Here is a 21701-nt window from a genome sequence, read left to right as displayed (position 1 = left end):
TCCCTTCCAGGTCTCAAAATTAAAAACTCTGTTCCATTTTCCGGAACTACTCGGAAAGCCCGTTCAAGACCATGAGCGCCCTCGACAACGCCATCGAAATCTTGCGCTGCTTCGCGCCGCATCAGCCGGAGATCAGCAATGCCGACGTGATCCGGCTCACCGGCAAGCCGAAGAGCTCGACGTCACGGCTGCTGCGTCAACTCAAGGAATGTGGGCTGCTGGAGCAGGACGCCTTGACCCGCCGCTACCGGCCGGGCCTGCTAGTGTTCGAACTCGGCCGCTTGCATCGGACGCAAAATGACTTTGTGGCCCTCGCCGAGCAGCGGCTGCGCGCGGTCTGCGCCAAGACCGGCCATACCGGCTACATTTCCGTGCTCGACGGCGCCGAACAGGTCGTGCTGCGCGTCGTCCCCGGATCCAATCCGCTTCAGGTGGTGACGCCACCCGGCGTACGCGCGCCGGCCTTCGCGACGTCCAACGGCCGCGCTATGCTTGCGCGCCTCGGCGACGCAGATATTCGCGCCCGCATGCCGAAACCGTTGCCGGCCATCTCGCCGTCTGCGCCGCGGAATCTGACGGCGCTGATGGCGCGTATCGCCGAAATCCGCCGCACCGGCTATTCCGAAGCCAGCAATGAATCCTTGCCGGGCGTAGGCTCGCTGGGTTTCGCACTCACCCGTCGCGACACCAATGAAACGATCGGGGTCGCCGTATCCTATCCGAGCCAGCTGACCTCAGCTGAAGAGCGCGCGAAGCTTTGGCAAGCTTTGCGTGCGATGGCGGTCGACCTCGGGCGGCTCTTCGATGATCCGATATGGCTCGCACTGGATAGCGCCACACCCATACGCAAGGCCGCAGCAAGATGAATGCGGCTCGCGCGGGCATCACGCCTATCGCCTGGCTGATCGCGCCGAGCGCGCTGCTGTTCGCCCTGTTCTTCTTCCTACCGATGGGGCTGATGGCCATGATGAGCCTGCTCACCGGCAATCCGGTCGTGCAGGCAAATGTCGATTTCACGACCAAATATTATCGGAGGATTCTCGACGACACTTATTATTTCGAGGTGATCTGGACCACGCTGCGGATTGGCCTGCTCACCACGCTGGCGGCCTTGCTGATCGGCTACCCGCTGGCCCATTTGATGGCACGTGTTCGTGGCCGCACAGCCTATGCCATGCTGATGATGGCGGTATTGACGCCGATGCTGACGGGCATTGTCGTCCGCACCTTTGCCTGGATGGCGCTGTTGTCGGACAAAGGCGCGATCAACCAGGCCCTGATCGGCCTCGGCCTGATCTCGAAACCGCTGCCGCTGATGTACAACGAATTCAGCATCGTGCTGGGCCTGACGCATATCTACGTGCCCTACATGGTTCTGACCCTGGTCGGCGTCATCGGGCGGATCGACGAGCGGCTGGAGCATGCGGCGCAAAATCTTGGCGCCTCGCCGCTCCGCGCTTTCCTCGAAGTGACGCTGCCCCTGAGCCTGCCGGGCATCCTGGCCGGCTCGCTCCTGGTCTTTGCGCTGGCCATCAGCGCCTATGTCACCCCGATCCTGATGGGCGGCTTCCAGATCATGACGCTTCCCATGCTGATCTACCAGCAGATCTCCTCGAGCTTCAATGTCGGCTTTGCCGCGGCGCTTGGCATGGTGCTACTGACCATCTCGCTGGTTCTGGTCATTGCCTATAACCGCATCCTCGGGCTGGTCTCCGGCCAGCGCGATCTGCAGTGAGGCCGCCGATGATCGCCGCACCGTCCACCCCTCGCCTTACCCTTCGCCTCGGCCGCTTCTGCTACCTGGCCCTCAATGTCGCGGTGGTGGTTTTCCTGCTGGCACCGATCGCCATCGTCTTCGTATTCGCCCTCAATCCGACCCCCTATATCCAGTTTCCGCCGGTTGGCGTTTCGTTGCGCTGGTTCGAAAAATTCTTCGCTTCGCGCGACTTCATGAATGCTTTGTGGTTGAGCCTGGAGGTCGCCGCGATGACGACCATCGCCGCGACCCTGTTCGGCGCCAGCGCCGCCCTCGCCTTGGCGCGCGGCGGACTGCCCGGCTCGCGCGTCATCACCGCGATCATGTTGTCTCCGCTCATGCTGCCGGCGATCCTGACCGGCCTTGCGCTGTTCCAGTCCTACGTCCTGCTGGATGTTGGCCGCCCGCTCTGGGGACTGGTGCTCGGCCATACGCTGGTGTCGATTCCCTACGTGGTGCGCACGACGCTGGCGGTTCTGCAGAACTTCGATACCCGCCTGGAAGAAGCTGCGTGTAATCTCGGCGCCGGCCCCTTGCGCACTTATTTCGAGGTGACGCTGCCGTTGACCAAGCCCGGCGTCATGGCGGGAGCCGTGTTCGCCTTCATCGTCTCCTTCGATCAGTTTCCGGTATCGCTTTTCCTGGTCTCCCCGGGCCGCGAAACGCTGCCGATCACGTTGTTCAACTATCTGAAGTTCGATCTGGACGGAACGATCGGCGCCGCCTCGGTGGTCTCGATTCTGCTCGCCGTGCTGGTCGTCTTCGGGCTCGATCGCACGGTCGGGCTCAGATCCTACGCAAAACTATGACTGTCATTCCCAGAGAGAGGATCATCCCATGACCCGCCTGCCGCTGAACCGACGTCAGTTCCTCGCCACCAGCGCCGCCGCCGGCATCGGCGCGATCGCCGCTCCGCACATCGCCCGCGCCGATGCGGCAACGCTGCGCATCACCGGATGGGGCGGCAAATGGGGACAGACCATGTCGAGCGAACTGATCCCCGCCTTCGAGAAGGAGTTCAAGTGCAAGGTCGAGACGGACTCGGCCTTTCCATACCTGCCCAAGCTCCAGGCCAGCCCACGTTCAGCGCCGGTCTATGATGTGCTGCACACCAATTCCAACGAGCAATGGGCTGCGCGGGAAATGGGAATCGTCGAACCCAAGATCGACGCCAAGCAGGTCCCGAATATCGCCGATGTCTATCCCTACGCCGTCAGCGACAAGATGGTCGGCGTCTGCATCTTCACCAGCGCCATCGGCCTCGGCATGCGCACCGACAAGGGTTACGGCAAGGTCTCGTCCTGGAAGGACCTCTGGGATCGCGCCTATGACGGCGTGCGCGGCGGCTATGTCATTCCGGTGAACAGCCTCGGCCAGGCCTTCCTGATGATGAGCGGCGCCCTCTTTGGCAAGGGCATGACCGATCTCGACGCCGCCTATGCGGCGTTGGAAAAGCTGAAGCCGATCAAGCTCGTCGACTTCACCGGCACGATGGAAAAGATGATCCTTTCAGGCGAAGTGGGGCTTGCGGTGATCCATGATTCCGGCATCCTGCGCTATGACGGCCAGAACCAGCCGACCACCTTCGTCGCGCCGTCCGAGGGCGTTCTCTCGCTTGAACAAGTCCTCACGCTCACGCCGGGCACCAAGGTTCGCGAACTCGCCAACGCCTATGTGAACTACATGCTGCGCCCGAACGTGCAGAAAACGCTGGCCGAGTCGGTCTGGTATTCGCCTGCCAACAGCAAGGTGAAGCTCGACGACAAGTACAATGAAAAACTTCTGACCACGCCGGAGAAGGTCGCCAAGCTGATCCAGCCCGACTGGAAATGGTACAACGCGCGCAAGGACGAGATCGATTCCCGCGTCAACCGCATCTTCCGCGCATGAGCGCCCGTATCGACATTGTCGCCGTCACCAAGACCTATGACGGCAACACGCGTGCCGTCGATGCCGTCGATATGAGCATTCGAGAGGGAGAATTCTTCTCGCTGCTCGGGCCCTCCGGCTGCGGCAAGACGACGACTCTCCGAATGATAGCCGGCTTCGAGACGCCGACCGAAGGCGTCATCGAGGTCGGTGGGGTCGATGTCACCCATGTGCCGGCACACAAGCGCGACATGGGGATGGTATTCCAGAACTATGCGCTGTTTCCGCATCGCACGGTCGGCGAAAACGTTGCCTTCGGCTTGCGCATGCGCGGCATGGAGCGCACCACGATTGCCCGCAAGGTCGCGGATGCGTTGGCACAGGTCGAGCTCGTCGGATACGAGGACCGCCGCCCCGGCCAGCTCTCCGGGGGCCAGCAGCAGCGCGTCGCTTTGGCCCGCGCCATTGTGATCGAGCCGCGGGTATTGCTTTGCGACGAACCGCTCGGTGCGCTCGACAAGAAGCTGCGGCAAGCGATGCAGTTCGAGCTGAAGCAGTTGCAGCGCAAACTCGGCCTGACCATGGTCTTCGTCACCCACGACCAGGAAGAAGCGCTCGCGATGTCTGACCGGATCGCCGTGATGAATGCCGGCAAGGTCGAGCAGATCGGCGCACCGTCCGATATCTACGACCGGCCAAGCACGCGCTTCGTCGCTGATTTCATCGGTGACACCAACTTGTTCCGCGGCGAAGTGATCCGCGATGGAGGGGGCGGTTCCGTCTTGCAGGTCGACAAGGGTCTGTCGATCGAGCTTGCCGCCCCGCCAGAGGCGACTGGTGCGGTTTCAATCGCGCTTCGGCCGGAAAAGATCAGTCTGGCCACCCCGTCCGCGCGAACCGGACATGGCCTCGATGGTGTCGTCGAGAGCGCTAATTTCCAGGGCGGCTCGGTGCTTTACCGCATCGAGACGGCCGGCGGCAGGCGCGTGCTCGCGCAACAACCCAACAATGGCTCACTTGAGCTGTTTCAAGCCGGCGCTGCCGTGGCCCTGCGCTGGAAACCGTCCGACATCGTGATCTTGAGGGATTTGATATCATGCAACAACAACGCATGGGCGTGGTCGTCATCGGCCAGAGCCCGCGGCCTTCCGTCGTGGACGAAATCGCAGCGGTGCTATCACCCGGGCTGGAGATCGATCTGCGCGGCGCGCTCGACGGCATGACGCGCGCCGAAATAGACGCGATTCCGCCGAGCGACGGCCACGACGCCCTGTTCACCCTGCTGCCGGATGGCGATAGCGTCACCATCAGCAAGAAGGCGGTCGAGGCGCGAGCGGCGATCCAGATCGAGAATTTCGCGCGCGAGGGCGTCAAGGTCGCCATGCTCGCCTGCACCGGCAAATTTCCAAATCTTGCGCCGGATGGTCTGGTGATCCTGCCCTCGGCCGTGCTGCACCATATGGTCGAGGCGGTTTTTCCGAAGGGACGTCTCGGAATCTTCTCGCCGCTGCCGGAACAGACCGCGCTGATCACCGGAAAATGGCAGCGACCGGACGTCGAAGTTGTCGGCGTGACGTTGCGGCCGGGTTCCGATGCCGGGGCCGTCGATGAGGCCGCTCGGAAAATGGCGGTCCTGTCGCCGGATCTCGTCGTGATGGATTGCATGAGCTACACGCGGGCCAACAAGGCGCGTGTACGCCAGAGCTATGGCGGGCCGGTCATCCTCGCCATCGCCGCCGCCGCACGTGCCGTCGAGGAGCTGGTCGCATGAATGAGCCGGTTCTCACCGAGATCACGCTTGAGGATATCGAATCCCTCGCCGTCGGCGCCTGGATTCTCGGCACCGGCGGCGGCGGCAGCCCCTATCTGGGCCTGCTCAACCTGCGCCGGCTCTACGCGGAAGGCTATCGCGTGCAATTGATGTCGCCGCTGGATCTCGATGATGACGATCGTGTCGCGGTTGTCTCCAACATGGGGGCGCCGCTGATCGGTCAGGAGCGCCTCGCCGACAGCCGCAACATCGCCCGCGCAGTTGAGATGCAGGAGGAATTCGGCGGGTTCAAATTCCGCGCCGTGATGTCGGTCGAGATCGGTGGCGGCAACGGCACGCAGGCGCTGATGGCCGCCGCCCATCTCAATATACCCGTCGTCGACGCCGATTGCATGGGGCGCGCGTTCCCGGAGGCGCAGATGACTTCGGTGGCGATCGGCGGGCTGCGACCCTACCCCTGCACACTGTACGATCCGCGCGGCATCGAAGCGATTGTCACGAAAGTGCCAAGCTGGAAATGGATGGAGCGGGCCAGTCGCAAGATCTGCGTCGAGATGGGCTCGATCGCTTCGACCAGCAAGGCACCCCGCACCGGCCGGGAAGTGAAGGATTGGGGCATTCACTTCACGACCACGGCCGCGATCCGGATCGGACGGCTGGTGCGCGAAGCCAACCGCCTGCATACCGATCCGATCGCAGCCCTGCTCGAAAGCGAAGGCGGCAAGCGGCTCTTCACTGGCAAGGTGGTCGATGTCGCCCGCCGGACGACGGAAGGCTTTCTGCGCGGCTCTGTCGCGATCGAGGGCATTGATGACGACCGCGGCTCGCGGCTGGAACTCTCGTTCCAGAACGAGTGGATCGTCGCCTGGCGCGAAGCTAAGGCTGTTGCGATGTCGCCAGACCTGATCTGCGTGCTCGAGAGCGTCTCGGGCCATGCGGTCGGCACCGAGACGGTCCGCTACGGCCAGCGTATCACCGTGGTGGCCCTGCCCGCTCCCGCCGTCCTGACGAGCCCGCGCGGCCTCGAATTCGTCGGGCCCCGAGCCTTTGGCTACGACCTGGATTTCTGTTCCGTTTTCGAAGAGCGCGCTGGCGCTGGAGTGTAGATTGATGCGACGCATTGGAATTGACGTCGGCGGCACCAATACCGACGCCGTGCTGCTGGACGGCGACAAGGTGGTTTTCGCTGTCAAACGTCCCACCACGAAGGATGTGACATCAGGCATCCTCGACGCCCTGAAGGCGTTGCGCGCCGATCCCGCCGCGCGGGGGCCGGTCGACGCGGTCGTGATCGGAACCACGCACTTCATCAATGCCGTGGTCCAACGCCGGAATTTGATGAAAGTCGCGGCCATCCGGATCGGCATGCCGGCCAGCGCTTCGCTGCCGCCATTCTGCGATTGGCCACAGGACCTCGCCGAAGGCGTGCGCGGCGAGATTTTCATGCTCGAAGGCGGCCACGACTATGACGGCCGGCCGATCGTACCTTTCGACACCGCCGGCATGCGCGCGGCCGCAAGGCGCATCGGCGATCTCGGGCTTCGCTCGGTGGCAGTCTCGTCGATCTTCTCGCCGCTTGATCCGAGCTGCGAAATTGCGGCACGCGATATCCTGCAGGAGATCTGCCCGGACGTCGCCGTTACACTGTCGCATGATCTTGGACGGATCGGCCTGCTTGAGCGCGAGAATGCGGCGCTTCTCAATGCGGTACTGCACGACCTCGCCGTCGAAACGGTGGCCGCCTTCCGCAAGGCGACCGCCGAAAGTGGCATCGACGCCCCGCTGTTCCTCACCCAGAACGACGGCACGGTGATGCAGGCCGAAACCGCCATCGCCTTTCCCGTGATGAGCTTTGCCTCCGGGGCGACCAACTCGATGCGCGGCGCGGCGCATCTGTCCGGGCTGGAAGACGCCCTGGTCGTGGACGTCGGCGGCACAACAAGCGATATCGGCCAATTGCGCCATGGATTTCCGCGCGAGGCGAATGCGGTCGTCGAGATCGGCGGCGTGCGCACGCTGTTCCGCATGCCGGACCTGCTGTCGATCGGTCTCGGTGGCGGCAGCCATATCGACCCAGCATCGGCGAGGGTCGGCCCGCTCAGCGTCGGCTACCGTCTGACGCAGGACGGGCTTGTCTTCGGTGGCGAACAGTTGACCGCGACCGATATCGCAGTCGCCGCCGGACTGCTCGATGTCGGCGACCGCTCCCGCACAGCGTCGATCTCGAAGGATATGATCGCCGCGGCGCTCGCCGACGCCACGCGGCAGCTCGAAGAAAATATCGACCGCATGAAAACCGAGGCCGGCGACGCGCCCCTGATTGCGGTAGGCGGCGGCGCCTTCCTGGTGCCCAAAAAGCTCGCCGGCGTTTCGCAGATCATCCGGGTCCCCTTCGGCGATTGCGCCAATGCTGTCGGCGCAGCGATTGCCCGCGTCAGCGGCGAGGCCGATCAGGTCTTCCGCGATCTCGCACGCGACGAGGCCATTGCGGCGGCGTTGGAAATCGCCGAACGCAAGGCTATCAACGCGGGCGCCGATCCCGGCAGCCTGAAGACAATCGAGATCGAGGATATGCCGATCGCTTACCTGCCGGGCAATTCACTGCGCGTCCGCGTCCGGGTTGCCGGCGCGCTCAGCCGGATCGAAGCCAGCCGGGAGGTCGCCTAAGCGACGGCTCGCACTAAAGATCATTGACACGCTGCACGCCGATGGCAGCCATCCCTGCCCAGGCGGCGTCGAGCGAGCCCGCAAGATCGATGGCCCTGCATCCGGCCTCAACAAGCACGGTGTCGAAGCCGAGCCGGCGCGCATCCACGGCGGAATAGTGGACGCAAAAATCGGTGGCGAGCCCGGCGAGGAAGATTCGCCGCAAGCCGCGGTCGCGCAAATAACCCGCCAGACCGGTAGGCGTGCGCCGATCGTTTTCAAAAAAGGCAGAGTAAGAATCGATTTCGGGACGGAAGCCTTTCCGAATTATCAGCTCTGCCCGGTCGACCGCGAGCTCCGGATGAAACGCCGCTCCGGCGGTGCCCTGGACGCAATGATCAGGCCAAAGCGTTTGCTGACCATATGGCATAGCGACACTTTCGAAGGGGCTCGCTCCCGGATGCGATGTGACGAAAGAGCTGTGGCCTGGCGGATGCCAGTCCTGGGTCAGCACCACATGATCGAAGCGTTCGGCGAGGCGATTGATGACTGGCACCACGGCATCGCCATCGGCGACGGCAAGCGCACCACCAGGGCAGAAATCGTTCTGCACGTCGATAATCAGCAACAAATCATCGTTGCCTGGTCGGATCTGCATTCTGGACCTGCGATTGTCTTGATCGCCAAACTCTAGCGCAAGACAGGCGTTTTCCAAAGTAAACCACCATGCAAAGCAAGGCTAAAATCGCGGAACACCTTTCTGCCGTGCTCACCCTGGAAAGCCGGTGTGCCAATCGGGGTCAGTCGCGGCAGTCTTCCGCGGCGTGGGGGCGGTTTATCCGTAGAGAAGTTTGGGCAGGATCGTGACGATGCCCGGAAAAAGCGTCAGCAGCAGCACGAAGCCGACCATGATGGTCAGGTAGGGTAACGTCACGCGCGCGATATAGCCGAGCCCGTCATCCGTCAGGCCCTGGATAACGAACAGGTTGAAGCCGACAGGCGGCGTGATCTGCGCCATCTCGACGGCAAGCACGAGGAAGATTCCGAACCAGATCTCATCGAAGCCCGAGGCCTTCACGATCGGCAGCACGATCGGCAACGTCATCACGATCATCGAAAAGCCGTCGAGGAAACAACCGAGGACAAGGTAAAAGCCGATCAGCACGACGATCAGCATGAAGGGCGACAGGCCAAGGCTTTTCACAAACGCGGCCACGGATTGCGGAATGCCGAGGAACGCCGCGGCGTTCCCCAGGATCGACGCGCCGAGCACGATCAGCGCGATCATCGAGCAGGTAACCACCGACCCAATGACCACATCGCGCATCACCTGCTGCGACAACGATCCCTGGCCCCAGGCAACCAGCGCGGCGCCGAGTACACCGACCGCCGCCGCCTCCGACGGCGTCGCAAGGCCGCCATACATCGAGCCGAGCACGCATGCGATCAGAAACAAAGCCGGTGCAAGGTCCTTCAGCGCGGCGAAGCGTTCACGCCAGGGGACCAGCGCAAGCTTCGCCTCGGCCTCCGGCACCAGCGTCCGGTTCAGGGTGGTATGCAGCATCACCCAGGCCATGAAAGTCCCCGCCAGCAGCAGGCCCGGCAGGACTCCGGCGGTGAACAGCTTCAGGATCGAGACGTCGCCGAGCACGCCATAGATGATCATGATGTTCGAGGGCGGAATCAGAAAGCCGAGCGTGCCGGCGCCTGCGAGCGAGCCAATCGCGATATCCCTGGAATAACCCCGGCGCAGCAGTTCGTTGAGCGACATGCGGCCAATCACTTGCGTCGTCGCCGCCGACGAACCCGAGATCGCCGCGAAGATCGTGCAGCCGATCACGTTCACATGCAACAGACGTCCCGGCAGCAGTCCGGCCCACGGCGCCAGCCCCTGAAACAGCGATCGCGACAACTTGGTGCGGAACAACAGCTCGCCCATCAGGATGAACAGCGGCAGAGCCAGCAGCTCCTGCGTGGTCAGGATGTTCCAGGCGTATTGCGGTAGCAGCTTGTCGAGCGGGATCGACCGGAACATCGCAAGCAGCAAGGTCGCGGTGAGTGCAAGGGTCAACCCGATCCAGAGGCCCCCCGCCAGCAGCGCGAACAGAATGGCGAACAGGCTGACGACTTCGATACTCATGAAACTCGCTTTCCGGCGGCGGGAGCGGCGGCGCTGGCCTTCGTTGCGCGCGTGGTCATTCGACGGGCGAAGCCTTCATGCGATGATCTTCGAGCGGCAGCCCGAGCGCCGCCTGGATGGCGCGCGCCAGAAATTGCAGCGTCAGCAGCAGCATCCCGAAGGTGACAACGGCTTGCGGAAACCACAGCGGCGTGTCGCTTGCCGTCGACAGCTGCCCGCGCGTGAAGGACCCCCAGGCGAACTTGACCATCGCCGAGGTCAGGAACGCCATGAAGACAAAGCCGGCGAACGCCGAGAGAATCTCCAGCGCACGCCGGACCGGCGCCGGTACGTTCTTCAAGAGCAGCACGACACGGATATGGCCGCCGACACGCAGCGTCATGGCCGCGCCGAAGGTGAAGGAGGCCGCCATCAGATAGGAGGAATACTCCCAGGCGATTGACATGCTCGGAGGAAAGAACGGCAGGAAATTCGACAGCAAGCGCGTCGCGACCTCGGCAAGCATCAGCAGCGTCAGCGCCAGCAGGCAGCCGCCGCCGATCCAGCCGTCGAGCCGGCCGAGGCGATCGATCGCGTCGAGCAGGATGCGCAGCGGCGCCGGCGCCGCTGCGTTGAGGCTTTCCGGCGGAGCAGGCAGCACGCTCACCACGGCCACGCTCCTAGCGCTTGATTTCGGCGAGATAGGCCCGCACCGGCTTGTCCGCCGCCGGCACGCGCTTGAGGAACGCCTCCAGCAGCGGCGCGGTCCGAGCGCGGATATCCGTCATCATCGCATCCGTCACCGGCACCACCTCCATGCCGCCCTCTTTGAGGCGGTTGAGGCTGTCGACGTCGGCCTTGAGCGAATTGGCCCAGAAATCCGGCTCCATCTTCGCGGCGATGCCGGCGACCAGCTTCTGCTGATCCGCGCTCAAAGCCTTCCAGGAATCGAGATTGACGGTCACCATCTGCGACGACCACACATGGTTGGTCGGATAGATGTACTTCATGAACTCCCAGAACTTGCCGTCGACGCCGGATACCGCCGAGGTCGAAACCCCGGCGACCGCGCCCGACGCCAGCGCCGGAATGGTCTCGCCCCAGGGAATCATGACCGGCGCCATGCCGACCGCGTTCAGCATGTCGACGGCGTTTTTGTCGGGCACGCGAATCTTGATGTTCTTCAGCCCCTCGACGCCCGCCACCTTCACCTTGAGGTGAAGATACTGCGTCGGCCAGGGCACGATATAGAGGATCTTCTGATTGTTGCGCTCGGCGACCTTGTCGTATTCGGGTCGCACATATTTGTGCAGGATCTTCAGCTCGTCCATGGAGACGGCGAGAAACGGAATGCTTTCGACGCCCATGAAGGGCTCGTCGCCAACCTGCTGGATATTGAGCACGTCGGCGAGCGGAACCAGACCATCGCGCACGGCGCGCAGATGTTCAGGCCCCTTGAAGCCGAGCTGGCCGCCGGCCTTCACCGTAATGTTGACGCCGCCGTCGGTCTGCTTCTTGACCGCATCGGCGAAAGCCTTGGCGTTATGGGTGTGGAAGTTGCCGTCGGGCCACACCGTCGACAGGTCCCAGCTTGCCGTTGCCGCCGTGGCGCGCGTCGAGAGATGGCCGGCGGCGAGCATCGTTGCTGCTCCCGCTGTGAAAGTCCGTCGCGTAATCATCCGTTCTCTCCGTCATATTGAAATTGAAGTGCTGCGCCGTCGCCGGATGCGTCAGCCCGCGAAACCGTAAACCGCAACCGCATTCGCGCCCGACACCAGGCCGCTTTCGATGTCGTCGCGAACGCTTTCCGGCGCGCGCTCCCCGGGGTCGCCGATCCCGGCGCCGCCGGGCGTCATCACCACCAGCCGATCGTCCGGCGGCACGGTCTGAAAACCCTTGCCGCGCAGCTTCTGTCCCGACTTCAGTCCGACATAGCCGGCTTCGCCGTCACGGCCGCCATCACGGCCGCGGGGCGGATGATCGATGCGGTCGAAGGCTGCCAGAATGTCGAACGGAGCATCCACGCCGCTGCCGACTTCGATGATCTGGCCGAGACCACCGCGCGTGCGGCCGGCGCCGCCCGAATCCGGACGCAGCTCCTTGCGCCAGAAGATCAACGGCGTCTGCGTCTCCGCGATCTCGACCGGCGTGCCGCGTACGCCGCTGGGATAGGCCGTGGCCGACAAACCATCCTTGGCAAAACGCGCGCCGGTGCCGCCGTTGCTCGTCACCGCCATCGAGAATCCGTAATTGCCGCCGGCGCCGCTGCGCGTCTGTCCGCGCACATTGAGATTCCACAGGCAGGATGTCCCTTCGGCCGGCACCCGCTCGGGAATGATCTGACGCAGGCAGCCGAACACCACGTCGGGCAGCATCTGGCCGATGACATGGCGCGACGCCACCGGCGCCGGCTTCGGCGCATTGAGGATCGAGCCCTCGGGTGCCGCGACGGTCAGCAACGAGAGCGACCCTGCATTGTTCGGAATCTGCGAGGCGACCACGCAGCCGAGGCCGAACACGGTGTAAGCGGTGGTATAGGAAAGCGGCACATTGATGCCGAACTTCGAGGCGCCCGAGGTACCGTCGAAGTCGACGTGAATGCCCCGCTCTGATATCGTCAGCGTCGCCGCGAGCGTGACTGGCGCATCATAGCCGTCGACGACCATGCTGTTGCGCCAGACGCCCTTCGGCAGCTTGGCGATCTCGGCGAGCACAGCCTCCCGCGAGCGGTCACAGATGAAATCGCCAAGCGTATCGAGCGAAGAGATTTCGAATTCGCGCATCATCTCGACAAGGCGCTGGCAGCCGACATCGTTGCAGCCGGCCAGCGAATAGGTGTCGCCCTCGGTGTCGATCGGCAGACGCGTGTTGCTGCGGATCATCGCCATCAACGTTTCATTGACGACGCCCTGATCGATCAACTTCAGCATCGGGATATAGAGCCCCTCCATGAAGACGTCGGTGGCATCAGGCCCGAAACCGATACCGCCGATATCCATCAAATGGCTGGTGCAGGAAAACAGCGCGACCGCCTTGCCGTCCTTGAAGCAAGGCGTGGTGACGACGAAGTCGTTGAGGTGGCCGGTCCCCATCCAGGGATCGTTGGTGATGTAGGCGTCGCCCGGCTTCATCGTCGCGATCGGGAAATGCGCGATGAAATGCTTGACCGACTCGGCCATGGAATTGACGTGGCCCGGCGTACCCGTCACCGCCTGCGCCAGCATGCGCCCCTTGAGGTCGAACACACCGGCTGAGAGGTCGCCACATTCGCGCACGATCGGGCTGAAGGCCGTGCGCAGCAGCACCTGTGCCTGCTCTTCGACCACGGCGATCAGCCGGTGCCACATGATCTGCAGATCGATCAGGCTCGCGCCGCTTGACTCATTCATGGTCATGCCGCCTTCCGTTCCATGACGATGCTGCCGGCACCGTCGATATGGGCGTCAAAGTTCGTCGAGACGAATGTCGATGTCTCATCTTCCGCGATCACAGCGGGTCCTGCGATGGTCGCTCCCGGCGCCATCTGGTCGCGGTGGTACAGCGGAATCTCGACGACCACCCCCGCGCGGCCATCGAAAAACTTGCGGCTGCCCGCGGCTTTTCCGGCCGGCTTGCGCGTCACCTCGGCAACGCGCGACGGATTGCGCGGCTCGGTGGTCGCGAGCACCGACCAGCTCAGCACCTCGATCGCAGCCCCCGGAATCGACCGCTCGAATAACGCCGCATAATCCATCTCGAAGGCCTGGCGCAGGCCTTCGAGATCCGCTGCCGTCAACCGCCGGTTCGGCAGCTCGACCGTGATCTCGTGTCCCTGCCCGACGTACCGCATGAAGGCGGCGCGGCGTTCGCGCACGGGCGCACCGGCGGCGCCGGGCTCGACAAGGGCGCGCGCCTCGGTCGCCATCTCATCCAGCAGTTCGGACACAGCCGTGACATCGAATGCATCGAGCCTGGCATGACGGCTGCGCACCAACTCATAGGCGATGGGCGCGGCAAGAAATCCGACAGCCGAGCCGACGCCGGCATTGGACGGTACGATCACGCGCGAGACGCCGATCTTCTCGGCGACGCGGGCCGCATGCAGCGGCGCGGCGCCGCCGAAGGCGATCAGGGTGTGCTGGCCGACGACGGCGCCACGCTCGACCGCATGCACGCGCGCGGCGCTCGCCATGTTCTCGCACACGACCTCATGCACGGCGTAGGCCGACGTTTCCGCCGACAGTCCCAGCGGTTCGCCAATGTCGCGCAATAAAGCCTGTCTGGACAGTTCGGGGTCAAGCTTGATCGTCCCACCTGCAAATGCGTCCGGATCGATCTTGCCGAGCGCGACGTCCGCATCAGTCACGGCGGGGCGTTGACCGCCGCGGCCGTAGCAGGCCGGTCCCGGCTCGGATGATGCACTCTCGGGGCCGACCGTGACGCGCTTCAAGGCGTCGACCCGTGCGATCGAGCCGCCGCCGGCGCCGATCTCGACCATCTCGATCACGGGAATACGCACCGGCAGGCCCGACCCTTTCAGGAAGCGGGCGGCGCGATCGACCTCGAACACTCGCGAGGTTTCGGGCTGGTACTTTTCGATCAGACAGATCTTCGCGGTGGTGCCACCCATATCGAAGGACAGCACCCTGCTCTCGCCGAGACGCGCCGCGATCTGCGCCGCAAAAATCGCGCCGCCCGCCGGTCCCGATTCGACCAAGCGCACCGGAAAGCGCCGCGCCGTCTCGATCGAAGTGACGCCGCCGCCCGAGGTCACGAGATAGATGGCGCCGCGAAACTGCTCGGCCTGCAGCCCCTCGGCCATGCGCGCGAGATAACCGTCGATCAACGGCTGCACATAGGCATTGGCCACCGCAGTCGAGGTCCGCTCGTATTCGCGAATTTCAGGGCACACCGCCGACGACAGCGTTACCCAGACGCCCGGCATTTCCTCTTTCAGGATCGCGGCGGCGCGCCGTTCATGCTCGGGATTGGCATAGGAGTGCAGGAAGGCGAAAGCGACGCTTTCCACATTCTGCGCGCGCAGTTCGGGCACCAGTGCACGCACGGCGGCTTCGTCGAGCTGCAACCTCACGGCGCCCTGTGCGTCGATGCGCTCGGGGACCGTGAAACGCAGGGCGCGCGGCGCCAGCGGTTTCGGCTTGTCGATCGCAAGGTCGTATTGATCGTAGCGGCTCTCGGTACCGATATCGAGCACGTCGCGGAAACCTTGCGTTGCGACAAGCGCCGTCTTCGCGCCGCGGCGCTCAATGATGGCGTTGGTCGCGAGCGTCGTGCCGTGAATGAAGACGTCGATATCGCATATGTGGGCGCGCGCATCGGCCAGAATGAGACGCATCCCGTCCAGCACCGCTTGCTCCGGTCGCGTGGGCGTCGTCAGCACCTTGCGTGTTCTGCGATCCTGACCCACATCCAGGACGATATCCGTGAACGTGCCTCCGATATCGACGGCAAGCCGCACTTCGGCTCCCTCAAGCATTCCAAAACCTCCGCGTGCTGGCCGACGAACTGTAGCCAAATGTTCAGCAATTTCCATGCCATTGATTGCGCCCGCGGAGACATGCCCAGCTATTTTGCCGGGCACCCATGCAGCACACCGTCGACGAACTCGCGCTGCCTGGTCCAGCAACTGCAACCACATTTGGTCATCGAAAGAAATATCACGCAGCGGTGGCCCCAAGCGGGCTGCAGCTACGCCTCGTTCAAAGCCTGCCCAATGTCTGCGATTAGGTCAGATGGATGCTCGATGCCGATCGACAATCGGATCGTGGAGTCGAGAACGCCTATCTTTTGACGGATTTCAACCGGAACGCCGGAGTGTGTCATGCTTGCCGGCAGGCTGGCAAGCGACTCCGTGCCGCCCAGGCTCACCGCCAGCTTGAAGATTTGCAGCGAGTTCAAGAATTTGAATGCGGCGGCCTGCCCGCCGACAATATCGAACGAAAACGTGGAGCCAGCACCAAGGCATTGTCTCGCGAACAGACGGCCGGCCTGGGAGGCTTCCTCGTGATGAGCGAGGTAGTGAACCCTCTCCACCTTGTCGTGGTCGCGCAAATAATCCGCCACGAGCCGCGCATTCTGGTTGGCCTTTTCCATGCGCAAGCTCAGCGTTTCGAGCGAGCGGCCGAGCATCCAGCAGGAATGCGGATCCAGCTGGGTGCCGATCGCGCCTCGCAACGCCTTGATGTCTTTCATGAGGGCCTTTGAGCCGAGCGCAGCGCCGGCGATCAGGTCGGAATGGCCGCCGACATATTTGGTCAGCGAGTACAGCGAGAGATCCGCGCCATGTTCGATCGGTCGCTGGAATACCGGCCCGAGCAACGTATTGTCACACGCGACGATCGGCACGTGGCCCTGCGCCTTGCCGATGTTGCCGGCGATGCGGCGGACCATCGCGATATCGACGAGGCCGTTGGTGGGATTTGCCGGGGTTTCGATGAGAATCATCGCAACCCGGCCCTTTCGCATGGCGTCGTGCCCCGCCAGCTCGACAGCGGCTTCGTCGATGCCGTCGGCAAAGCCCACCGCGCTGATCGAGAAGCCGGCAAGCGTTTTCGCAAGCAGCGTTTCGGTGCCGCCATAGAGCGGCTGCGAATGCAGGATCACGTCGCCCGGCCGTGCGAATGCGAGAATCGTGGTCGCAATCGCCGACATGCCGGATGAGAACAGCGCACAGGACTCTGTGCGCTCGTAGACGGCGAGCCTATCCTCAACGATCTCGCTGTTGGGATGATTGAAACGCGAATAGACGAGGCCCGCGCCCATCCCCTCGGGCGGCTCGCGCCGGCCCGCAACGTAATCGAAGAAGTCCTGCCCGTCTTCGGCAGTCCTGAAGACGAAGGTCGAGGTCAGGAAGACCGGTGGTTTGACGGCTCCTTCCGACAGTTGCGGATCGTAGCCGTAGTTCAGCATCAGCGTTTCGGGATGCAGCACGTGGTTGCCGATGTGGGTCTTTGACGGAAACGGTTTCACCATGATCGCTCTCGCTGTCTTGAGGGAACATCGAGCCCGGCACGCACCATCGGCGGCGCAAAGTCTCCGGTGCGCTACGACGCCAGACCGGGCAGATCGAGCCCGTTGGCACGGGCGCATTCTATCGCAGATTCGTAGCCCGCGTCGGCGTGACGCATGACCCCCGTCGCCGGGTCGTTCCAGAGCACCCGCTCGATGCGGCGCGCGGCCTCCGGGGTTCCATCAGCGACAATCACCATGCCGGCGTGCTGCGAATAGCCGATCCCGACGCCGCCGCCGTGATGCAGCGAGACCCACGTGGCCCCACTAGCGCAGTTGAGCAACGCATTGATGAGCGGCCAGTCGGACACCGCGTCCGAACCGTCGCGCATCGCTTCGGTTTCGCGGTTCGGGCTCGCCACCGAGCCGCTGTCGAGATGATCGCGGCCAATGACGATCGGCGCCTTCAGTTCGCCGCGCGCCACCATTTCATTGAACGCCAGGCCCAGCCGGTGGCGATCGCCAAGGCCCACCCAGCAGATCCGCGCCGGCAGGCCCTGAAACTTGATCCGTGCCTTCGCCATGTCGAGCCAGTTGTGAAGATGCTTGTCGTTGGGCATCAGCTCCTTGACCTTGGCGTCGGTGTGGAAAATGTCTTCGGGATCCCCTGAGAGCGCCGCCCAACGGAATGGCCCGACGCCGCGGCAGAACAGCGGACGGATGTAGGCCGGAACGAAGCCGGGGAAATCGAACGCGTTCTTCAATCCCATGTCCTTCGCCATCTGGCGGATGTTGTTGCCATAGTCGAGCGTGGGAATGCCTTGCGCGTGGAAATCCAGCATGGCCTGGACGTGGCCGACCATGGAGCTCTTGGCCGCCGCTTCAACCGCTTTCGGATCGGCGTTGCGTCGTAACTCCCACTCCGCGAGCGTCCATCCCTTCGGCAGGTAACCGTTGATCGGATCGTGCGCGCTGGTCTGGTCGGTAACGATGTCCGGCTTTACGCCACGGCGCACCAGTTCGGGAAAAATATCGGCGGCATTGCCGAGCAGCCCGACTGAGACCGGTTTCTTGCTCTCTGCCGCCTGCGCCATGATTGCGAGCGCCTCATCAAGCGTGCCTGCCTGCCGATCGAGGTAACCGGTGCGCAGCCGCATCTCGATACGGCTCGGTTGGCATTCGATCGCAAGCATCGACGCTCCAGCCATCGTCGCTGCAAGGGGCTGGGCGCCGCCCATGCCGCCGAGCCCTGCCGTCAAGATCCATTTGCCCGCGAGGCTGCCGCCGTAATGACGTCGGCCCACCTCGACAAAGGTTTCGTAGGTGCCCTGCACGATGCCCTGGCTGCCGATGTAGATCCACGATCCGGCCGTCATCTGACCGAACATCATCAACCCGAGTCTGTCGAGTTCATTGAAATGATCGAGCGTCGCCCAGTGCGGCACCAGGTTCGAGTTGGCGATCAGCACGCGCGGCGCATCGGGATGGGTGCGGAAAATTCCGACCGGCTTGCCCGACTGCACCACCAGCGTCTGATCGGCCTCGAGTTTGCGCAATGAGGTAACGATCCGATCAAAACTGTCCCAGTCGCGAGCTGCGCGGCCGATGCCGCCATAGACGACAAGTTCGCTCGGCCGTTCGGCGACATCAGGATCGAGATTGTTCATCAGCATCCGGAGCGGCGCTTCCGTCAACCAGCTCTTGGCGCTGATCTCGGATCCGCGGGGCGCGCGGATCGTACGGTCGTTGTCCAGTCGGCGGTTCATGACAGATGACCTCTCTCGGCAAATATTGGAAACGGACTCTTTTTGAGCACCGACATTGCGGCGGCCGGCAATGTGCCGGCTGCGACCAGCGCCGTTGCCTTTGCAAGATCATCGGCCATGTAGCGATCGCCGCCCAGCGCCGGCACCTGCTCGCGCAACACCGCAATGACCGCCGCAAGCGCAGGGCTGGTCGTATGTGGCGCGCGCAATCCGATGCCTTGCGCCGCAACAAGCAGCTCGATGCCGAGAATGGCGGCAAGGTTGTCCGCCATGTCGGACAAACGGCGCGCCGCGTGCGCCGCCATCGACACATGATCTTCCTGGTTGGCGCTGGTCGGCGTCGAATCGATCGAGCAGGCCGCGGCGCGCTGCTTGTTCTCGGCATAGAGGGCTGCCGCCGTCACCTCCGCAATCATGAAGCCGGAGTTGAGGCCGGGATCAGGCGTCAGGAACGGCGGCAGGCCGAAGTTCAGCGCGGGATCGACCAGTGTGGCGATGCGCCGCTCGCTGATCGCGCCGATCTCGGACAATGCCAATGCGACCTGGTCCGCAGCAAATGCGACCGGCTCGGCGTGAAAATTTCCACCCGAGACGATCTCGCCGCTCTCAACCAGCACTAGCGGGTTGTCCGTGACGGCGTTGGCCTCGATCGTCAGTGTGCGGGCGGCTTGCGTCAACAGGTCAAGCGCGGCGCCGGCCACCTGCGGCTGACAGCGCAGGCAATATGGATCCTGCACGCGCTCGTCGCCTTCGAGATGCGACATGCGGATGTCGCTGCCTTCGAGCAGCGCCATCAAGGCGACCCCGGCCGCGATTTGTCCGTCATGCCCCCGCAACTGCTGGATCTCCGGGCGGAACGGCGCCGTCGATGCCATTGCCGCGTCGACCGACAAGGCGCCCGTCACCAGCGCCGTGCACGCCAGGCCATGGGCGCGCAGCAGTCCGGAAATGGCATAGGCCGTCGAGAACTGCGTACCGTTGATCAAGGCGAGGCCTTCCTTCGGCCCGAGGGCAATCGGCACGAGATTGGCCGCGGCCAGCGCATCGCGACCCGGCACAGCTTTGCCGTCGACGAGCGCCTGCCCCTCGCCGATCATGACGGCGGTCATATGCGCAAGCGGCGCCAGATCACCGGACGCGCCCACCGATCCCTGCTGCGGCACCAGCGGACAAACGCCGCGCGCCAGCATGGCCTGGAGTTGATCAATGATTTCGCGGCGCACGCCCGACGCGCCCCGCCCCAATGAGACGATCTTGAGCGCCATCATCAGGCGAACGATCGGTTCGGGCGTCGGCGGCCCCACCCCGCAGCAATGCGACACAATGAGGTTGCGCTGCAGCAGCGTCGTCTGATCCGGCGGAATGCGTTTCGACGCCAATTTTCCGAACCCTGTATTGATGCCGTAGACCGGCGCATGCGCATCCGCGGCCTTCGCAACAATGGCCGATGCTGCCTCGACGCGCGGCCAGAACGATGAGTCGAGCACGACGGCAGCGCCGGCAAGCACCTGCGCCAGATCGTCGAGACTGACCCTCCCGGGCGAAACGACAATGGATGCGTCCCGGTCGCTCATTGTCCCCTCCACACCCGGCGGTGCAGCGGATTGAAGCCCATCCGGTAAATCAGCTCGGCCGGCCGGTCGATATCCCAGATCGCGAGATCGCAATATTTGCCGGCCTCGAGCGTGCCGGTCTCACCGAGAATGCCCAGCGCTCGCGCGCCTTCCCGCGTCACGCCGGCGAGGCATTCGGCAACGGTCATCCGGAACAGCGTCGCGCCCATATTCATGGCCAGCAGAAGCGACGTCAGCGGCGAACTGCCGGGATTGCAGTCGGTAGCGAGCGCCATGTTCACGCCGTGGGCACGGAACAGTTCGACCGGTGGCTTCGTCGTCTCGCGAATGAAATAGAACGCGCCCGGCAGAAGCACGGCCACCGTACTTGCCCGCGCCATGGCCGCGACGCCGGCCTCGTCCGTGTGCTCCAGATGATCGGCGGACAAAGCAGAGAATTCCGACGCAAGCGCCGCCCCGCCAAGGTTCGACAACTGATCCGCGTGCAATTTGACCGGCAGTCCAAGCGCCCTTGCCGCCCGGAACACACGCGCCGTTTGCTCTCCCGAGAACGCAATGCCTTCCATGAAGGCATCAACGGCGTCTGCAAGTCCGGCCTGAGCCACCGCCGGAAGCATCTCGCGGCAAACCAGGTCGATGTATCGATCCTTGTCGCCATCGGCTTCTGGCGGCAGCGCATGCGCGCCAAGAAACGTCGTCCGGATGTCAACCGGCCGGTTGCGGCCCACCGCGCGCGCGGCTGACAACTGCCGCATCTCGGTTTCCGTGTTGAGCCCATAGCCGGACTTGATCTCGGCCGTCGTCACGCCCTCGCCGATCAGGGCGTCGAGCCGCAGCAGCGCGCCGGCGACGAGTTCAGCCTCACTGGAGCCCCGCGTCGCTGCGACCGTCGAGACAATGCCGCCGCCGGCGCGTGCGATCTCTTCGTAGCTCGCTCCTTGCAGCCGCAGCTCGAACTCGTGGGCGCGGTTTCCACCGAAAACCAGATGGGTATGACAATCAATCAGTCCGGGCGTGATCCACCGCCCGCCGCAATCGATCCGTTCAGCCGCGTCGACGTCAGATGGAAAGTCGGAATGGCTGCCTGCAAAGGCGATACGGCCATCCCGCGCGGCAATCACGCCACGCTCGATTACGCCGAGGTCGGGCAGATCCCCCCGAACGGTGGCGAGCCGGGCATTATGCCAGATTCGATCAAAGCGCTCGGCCATGCAGCATTTCCCTCAAGGGCAGAAACTTGACGGGGGCATCA

Annotated in this window: 18 protein-coding genes; 8 read left to right on the top strand and 10 right to left on the bottom strand. The window is 63.8% G+C overall.

Annotated elements, in window-relative coordinates; genetic code table 11:
- The first annotated feature begins 71 nt into the window (after positions 1-71).
- The 8 genes from V1294_RS17450 to V1294_RS17415 are packed head-to-tail and all read left to right on the top strand — an operon-like array spanning position 72 to position 8063.
- Positions 72-866 (top strand): IclR family transcriptional regulator, encoded by a 795-nt coding sequence (locus tag V1294_RS17450; RefSeq protein WP_334498842.1) that lies wholly within the window; start codon positions 72-74, stop codon positions 864-866.
- Positions 863-1735 (top strand): ABC transporter permease, encoded by an 873-nt coding sequence (locus V1294_RS17445; RefSeq protein WP_334498840.1) that lies wholly within the window; start codon positions 863-865, stop codon positions 1733-1735. The genes V1294_RS17450 and V1294_RS17445 overlap by 4 nt, the downstream gene beginning before the upstream one ends.
- A gap of 8 nt (positions 1736-1743) precedes the next feature.
- Positions 1744-2565, top strand: coding sequence for an ABC transporter permease (locus tag V1294_RS17440; protein ID WP_334498838.1), 822 nt, complete (start codon positions 1744-1746; stop codon positions 2563-2565).
- A 28-nt stretch (positions 2566-2593) separates the two neighbouring features.
- On the top strand, positions 2594-3646 hold the full coding sequence (locus V1294_RS17435) for an extracellular solute-binding protein (protein WP_334498836.1): 1053 nt from the start codon (positions 2594-2596) through the stop codon (positions 3644-3646).
- Complete coding sequence (locus V1294_RS17430) at positions 3643-4848, top strand: ABC transporter ATP-binding protein (protein ID WP_334498833.1); 1206 nt, start codon at positions 3643-3645, stop codon at positions 4846-4848. The genes V1294_RS17435 and V1294_RS17430 overlap by 4 nt, the downstream gene beginning before the upstream one ends.
- Positions 4737-5396: an AroM family protein gene (locus tag V1294_RS17425; protein WP_334504699.1), complete on the top strand. Its 660-nt coding sequence runs from the start codon at positions 4737-4739 to the stop codon at positions 5394-5396. The genes V1294_RS17430 and V1294_RS17425 overlap by 112 nt, the downstream gene beginning before the upstream one ends.
- Positions 5393-6502, top strand: coding sequence for a DUF917 domain-containing protein (locus V1294_RS17420; protein ID WP_334498831.1), 1110 nt, complete (start codon positions 5393-5395; stop codon positions 6500-6502). Before V1294_RS17425 ends, V1294_RS17420 begins: the two co-directional genes overlap by 4 nt.
- A 4-nt stretch (positions 6503-6506) precedes the next feature.
- A complete protein-coding gene (locus V1294_RS17415; protein WP_334498829.1) occupies positions 6507-8063 on the top strand; it encodes a hydantoinase/oxoprolinase family protein in 1557 nt (518 codons plus the stop codon).
- Positions 8064-8076: 13 nt separating this feature from the next.
- Here V1294_RS17415 and pncA read toward each other — a convergent pair whose 3' ends face one another.
- From pncA to hutI, 10 genes are all read right to left on the bottom strand, one after another.
- Positions 8077-8700: a bifunctional nicotinamidase/pyrazinamidase gene (gene pncA / locus V1294_RS17410; RefSeq protein ID WP_334498827.1), complete on the bottom strand. Its 624-nt coding sequence runs from the start codon at positions 8698-8700 to the stop codon at positions 8077-8079.
- 177 nt (positions 8701-8877) lie between these two features.
- Positions 8878-10182, bottom strand: coding sequence for a TRAP transporter large permease (locus V1294_RS17405; protein WP_334498825.1), 1305 nt, complete (start codon positions 10180-10182; stop codon positions 8878-8880).
- A 55-nt stretch (positions 10183-10237) separates the two neighbouring features.
- Complete coding sequence (locus V1294_RS17400) at positions 10238-10831, bottom strand: TRAP transporter small permease subunit (protein ID WP_334481844.1); 594 nt, start codon at positions 10829-10831, stop codon at positions 10238-10240.
- Between the two features lie 10 nt (positions 10832-10841).
- Entirely contained in the window at positions 10842-11840 is a 999-nt protein-coding gene (locus V1294_RS17395) for a TRAP transporter substrate-binding protein (RefSeq protein ID WP_334481846.1), read from the bottom strand.
- Between the two features lie 51 nt (positions 11841-11891).
- A complete protein-coding gene (locus tag V1294_RS17390) occupies positions 11892-13550 on the bottom strand; it encodes a hydantoinase B/oxoprolinase family protein (RefSeq protein WP_334504696.1) in 1659 nt (552 codons plus the stop codon).
- 2 nt (positions 13551-13552) lie between these two features.
- Complete coding sequence (locus tag V1294_RS17385; protein WP_334498824.1) at positions 13553-15637, bottom strand: hydantoinase/oxoprolinase family protein; 2085 nt, start codon at positions 15635-15637, stop codon at positions 13553-13555.
- Positions 15638-15849: 212 nt separating this feature from the next.
- Complete coding sequence (locus V1294_RS17380) at positions 15850-17133, bottom strand: cystathionine gamma-synthase family protein (protein WP_108512851.1); 1284 nt, start codon at positions 17131-17133, stop codon at positions 15850-15852.
- A gap of 71 nt (positions 17134-17204) precedes the next feature.
- The gene (gene hutU, locus V1294_RS17375) at positions 17205-18875 is read right to left on the bottom strand and encodes a urocanate hydratase (RefSeq protein WP_334498822.1); all 1671 of its coding nucleotides are present in this window, start codon (positions 18873-18875) and stop codon (positions 17205-17207) included.
- Complete coding sequence (gene hutH, locus V1294_RS17370; RefSeq protein WP_334498820.1) at positions 18872-20449, bottom strand: histidine ammonia-lyase; 1578 nt, start codon at positions 20447-20449, stop codon at positions 18872-18874. The genes hutU and hutH overlap by 4 nt, the downstream gene beginning before the upstream one ends.
- Positions 20446-21660 (bottom strand): imidazolonepropionase, encoded by a 1215-nt coding sequence (gene hutI / locus V1294_RS17365; protein WP_334498818.1) that lies wholly within the window; start codon positions 21658-21660, stop codon positions 20446-20448. Before hutI ends, hutH begins: the two co-directional genes overlap by 4 nt.
- Positions 21661-21701: the final 41 nt, after the last annotated feature.

It is taken from the genome of Bradyrhizobium sp. AZCC 1678, assembly GCF_036924765.1.
Taxonomy (GTDB): domain Bacteria; phylum Pseudomonadota; class Alphaproteobacteria; order Rhizobiales; family Xanthobacteraceae; genus Bradyrhizobium; species Bradyrhizobium algeriense.
This window is presented reverse-complemented; position numbering and strand designations above follow the sequence as displayed.

Excerpts from the sequence above, each read along its gene's own strand:
- V1294_RS17450 (WP_334498842.1), top strand. The coding sequence starts at position 72 with ATGAGCGCCCTCGACAACGCCATCGAAATCTTGCGCTGCTTCGCGCCG.
- V1294_RS17445 (WP_334498840.1), top strand. The coding sequence starts at position 863 with ATGAATGCGGCTCGCGCGGGCATCACGCCTATCGCCTGGCTGATCGCG.
- V1294_RS17440 (WP_334498838.1), top strand. The coding sequence starts at position 1,744 with ATGATCGCCGCACCGTCCACCCCTCGCCTTACCCTTCGCCTCGGCCGC.
- V1294_RS17435 (WP_334498836.1), top strand. The coding sequence starts at position 2,594 with ATGACCCGCCTGCCGCTGAACCGACGTCAGTTCCTCGCCACCAGCGCC.
- V1294_RS17430 (WP_334498833.1), top strand. The coding sequence starts at position 3,643 with ATGAGCGCCCGTATCGACATTGTCGCCGTCACCAAGACCTATGACGGC.
- V1294_RS17425 (WP_334504699.1), top strand. The coding sequence starts at position 4,737 with ATGGGCGTGGTCGTCATCGGCCAGAGCCCGCGGCCTTCCGTCGTGGAC.
- V1294_RS17420 (WP_334498831.1), top strand. The coding sequence starts at position 5,393 with ATGAATGAGCCGGTTCTCACCGAGATCACGCTTGAGGATATCGAATCC.
- V1294_RS17415 (WP_334498829.1), top strand. The coding sequence starts at position 6,507 with ATGCGACGCATTGGAATTGACGTCGGCGGCACCAATACCGACGCCGTG.
- pncA (WP_334498827.1), bottom strand. The coding sequence starts at position 8,700 with ATGCAGATCCGACCAGGCAACGATGATTTGTTGCTGATTATCGACGTG.
- V1294_RS17405 (WP_334498825.1), bottom strand. The coding sequence starts at position 10,182 with ATGAGTATCGAAGTCGTCAGCCTGTTCGCCATTCTGTTCGCGCTGCTG.
- V1294_RS17395 (WP_334481846.1), bottom strand. The coding sequence starts at position 11,840 with ATGATTACGCGACGGACTTTCACAGCGGGAGCAGCAACGATGCTCGCC.
- V1294_RS17390 (WP_334504696.1), bottom strand. The coding sequence starts at position 13,550 with ATGAATGAGTCAAGCGGCGCGAGCCTGATCGATCTGCAGATCATGTGG.
- V1294_RS17385 (WP_334498824.1), bottom strand. The coding sequence starts at position 15,637 with ATGCTTGAGGGAGCCGAAGTGCGGCTTGCCGTCGATATCGGAGGCACG.
- V1294_RS17380 (WP_108512851.1), bottom strand. The coding sequence starts at position 17,133 with ATGGTGAAACCGTTTCCGTCAAAGACCCACATCGGCAACCACGTGCTG.
- hutU (WP_334498822.1), bottom strand. The coding sequence starts at position 18,875 with ATGAACCGCCGACTGGACAACGACCGTACGATCCGCGCGCCCCGCGGA.
- hutH (WP_334498820.1), bottom strand. The coding sequence starts at position 20,449 with ATGAGCGACCGGGACGCATCCATTGTCGTTTCGCCCGGGAGGGTCAGT.
- hutI (WP_334498818.1), bottom strand. The coding sequence starts at position 21,660 with ATGGCCGAGCGCTTTGATCGAATCTGGCATAATGCCCGGCTCGCCACC.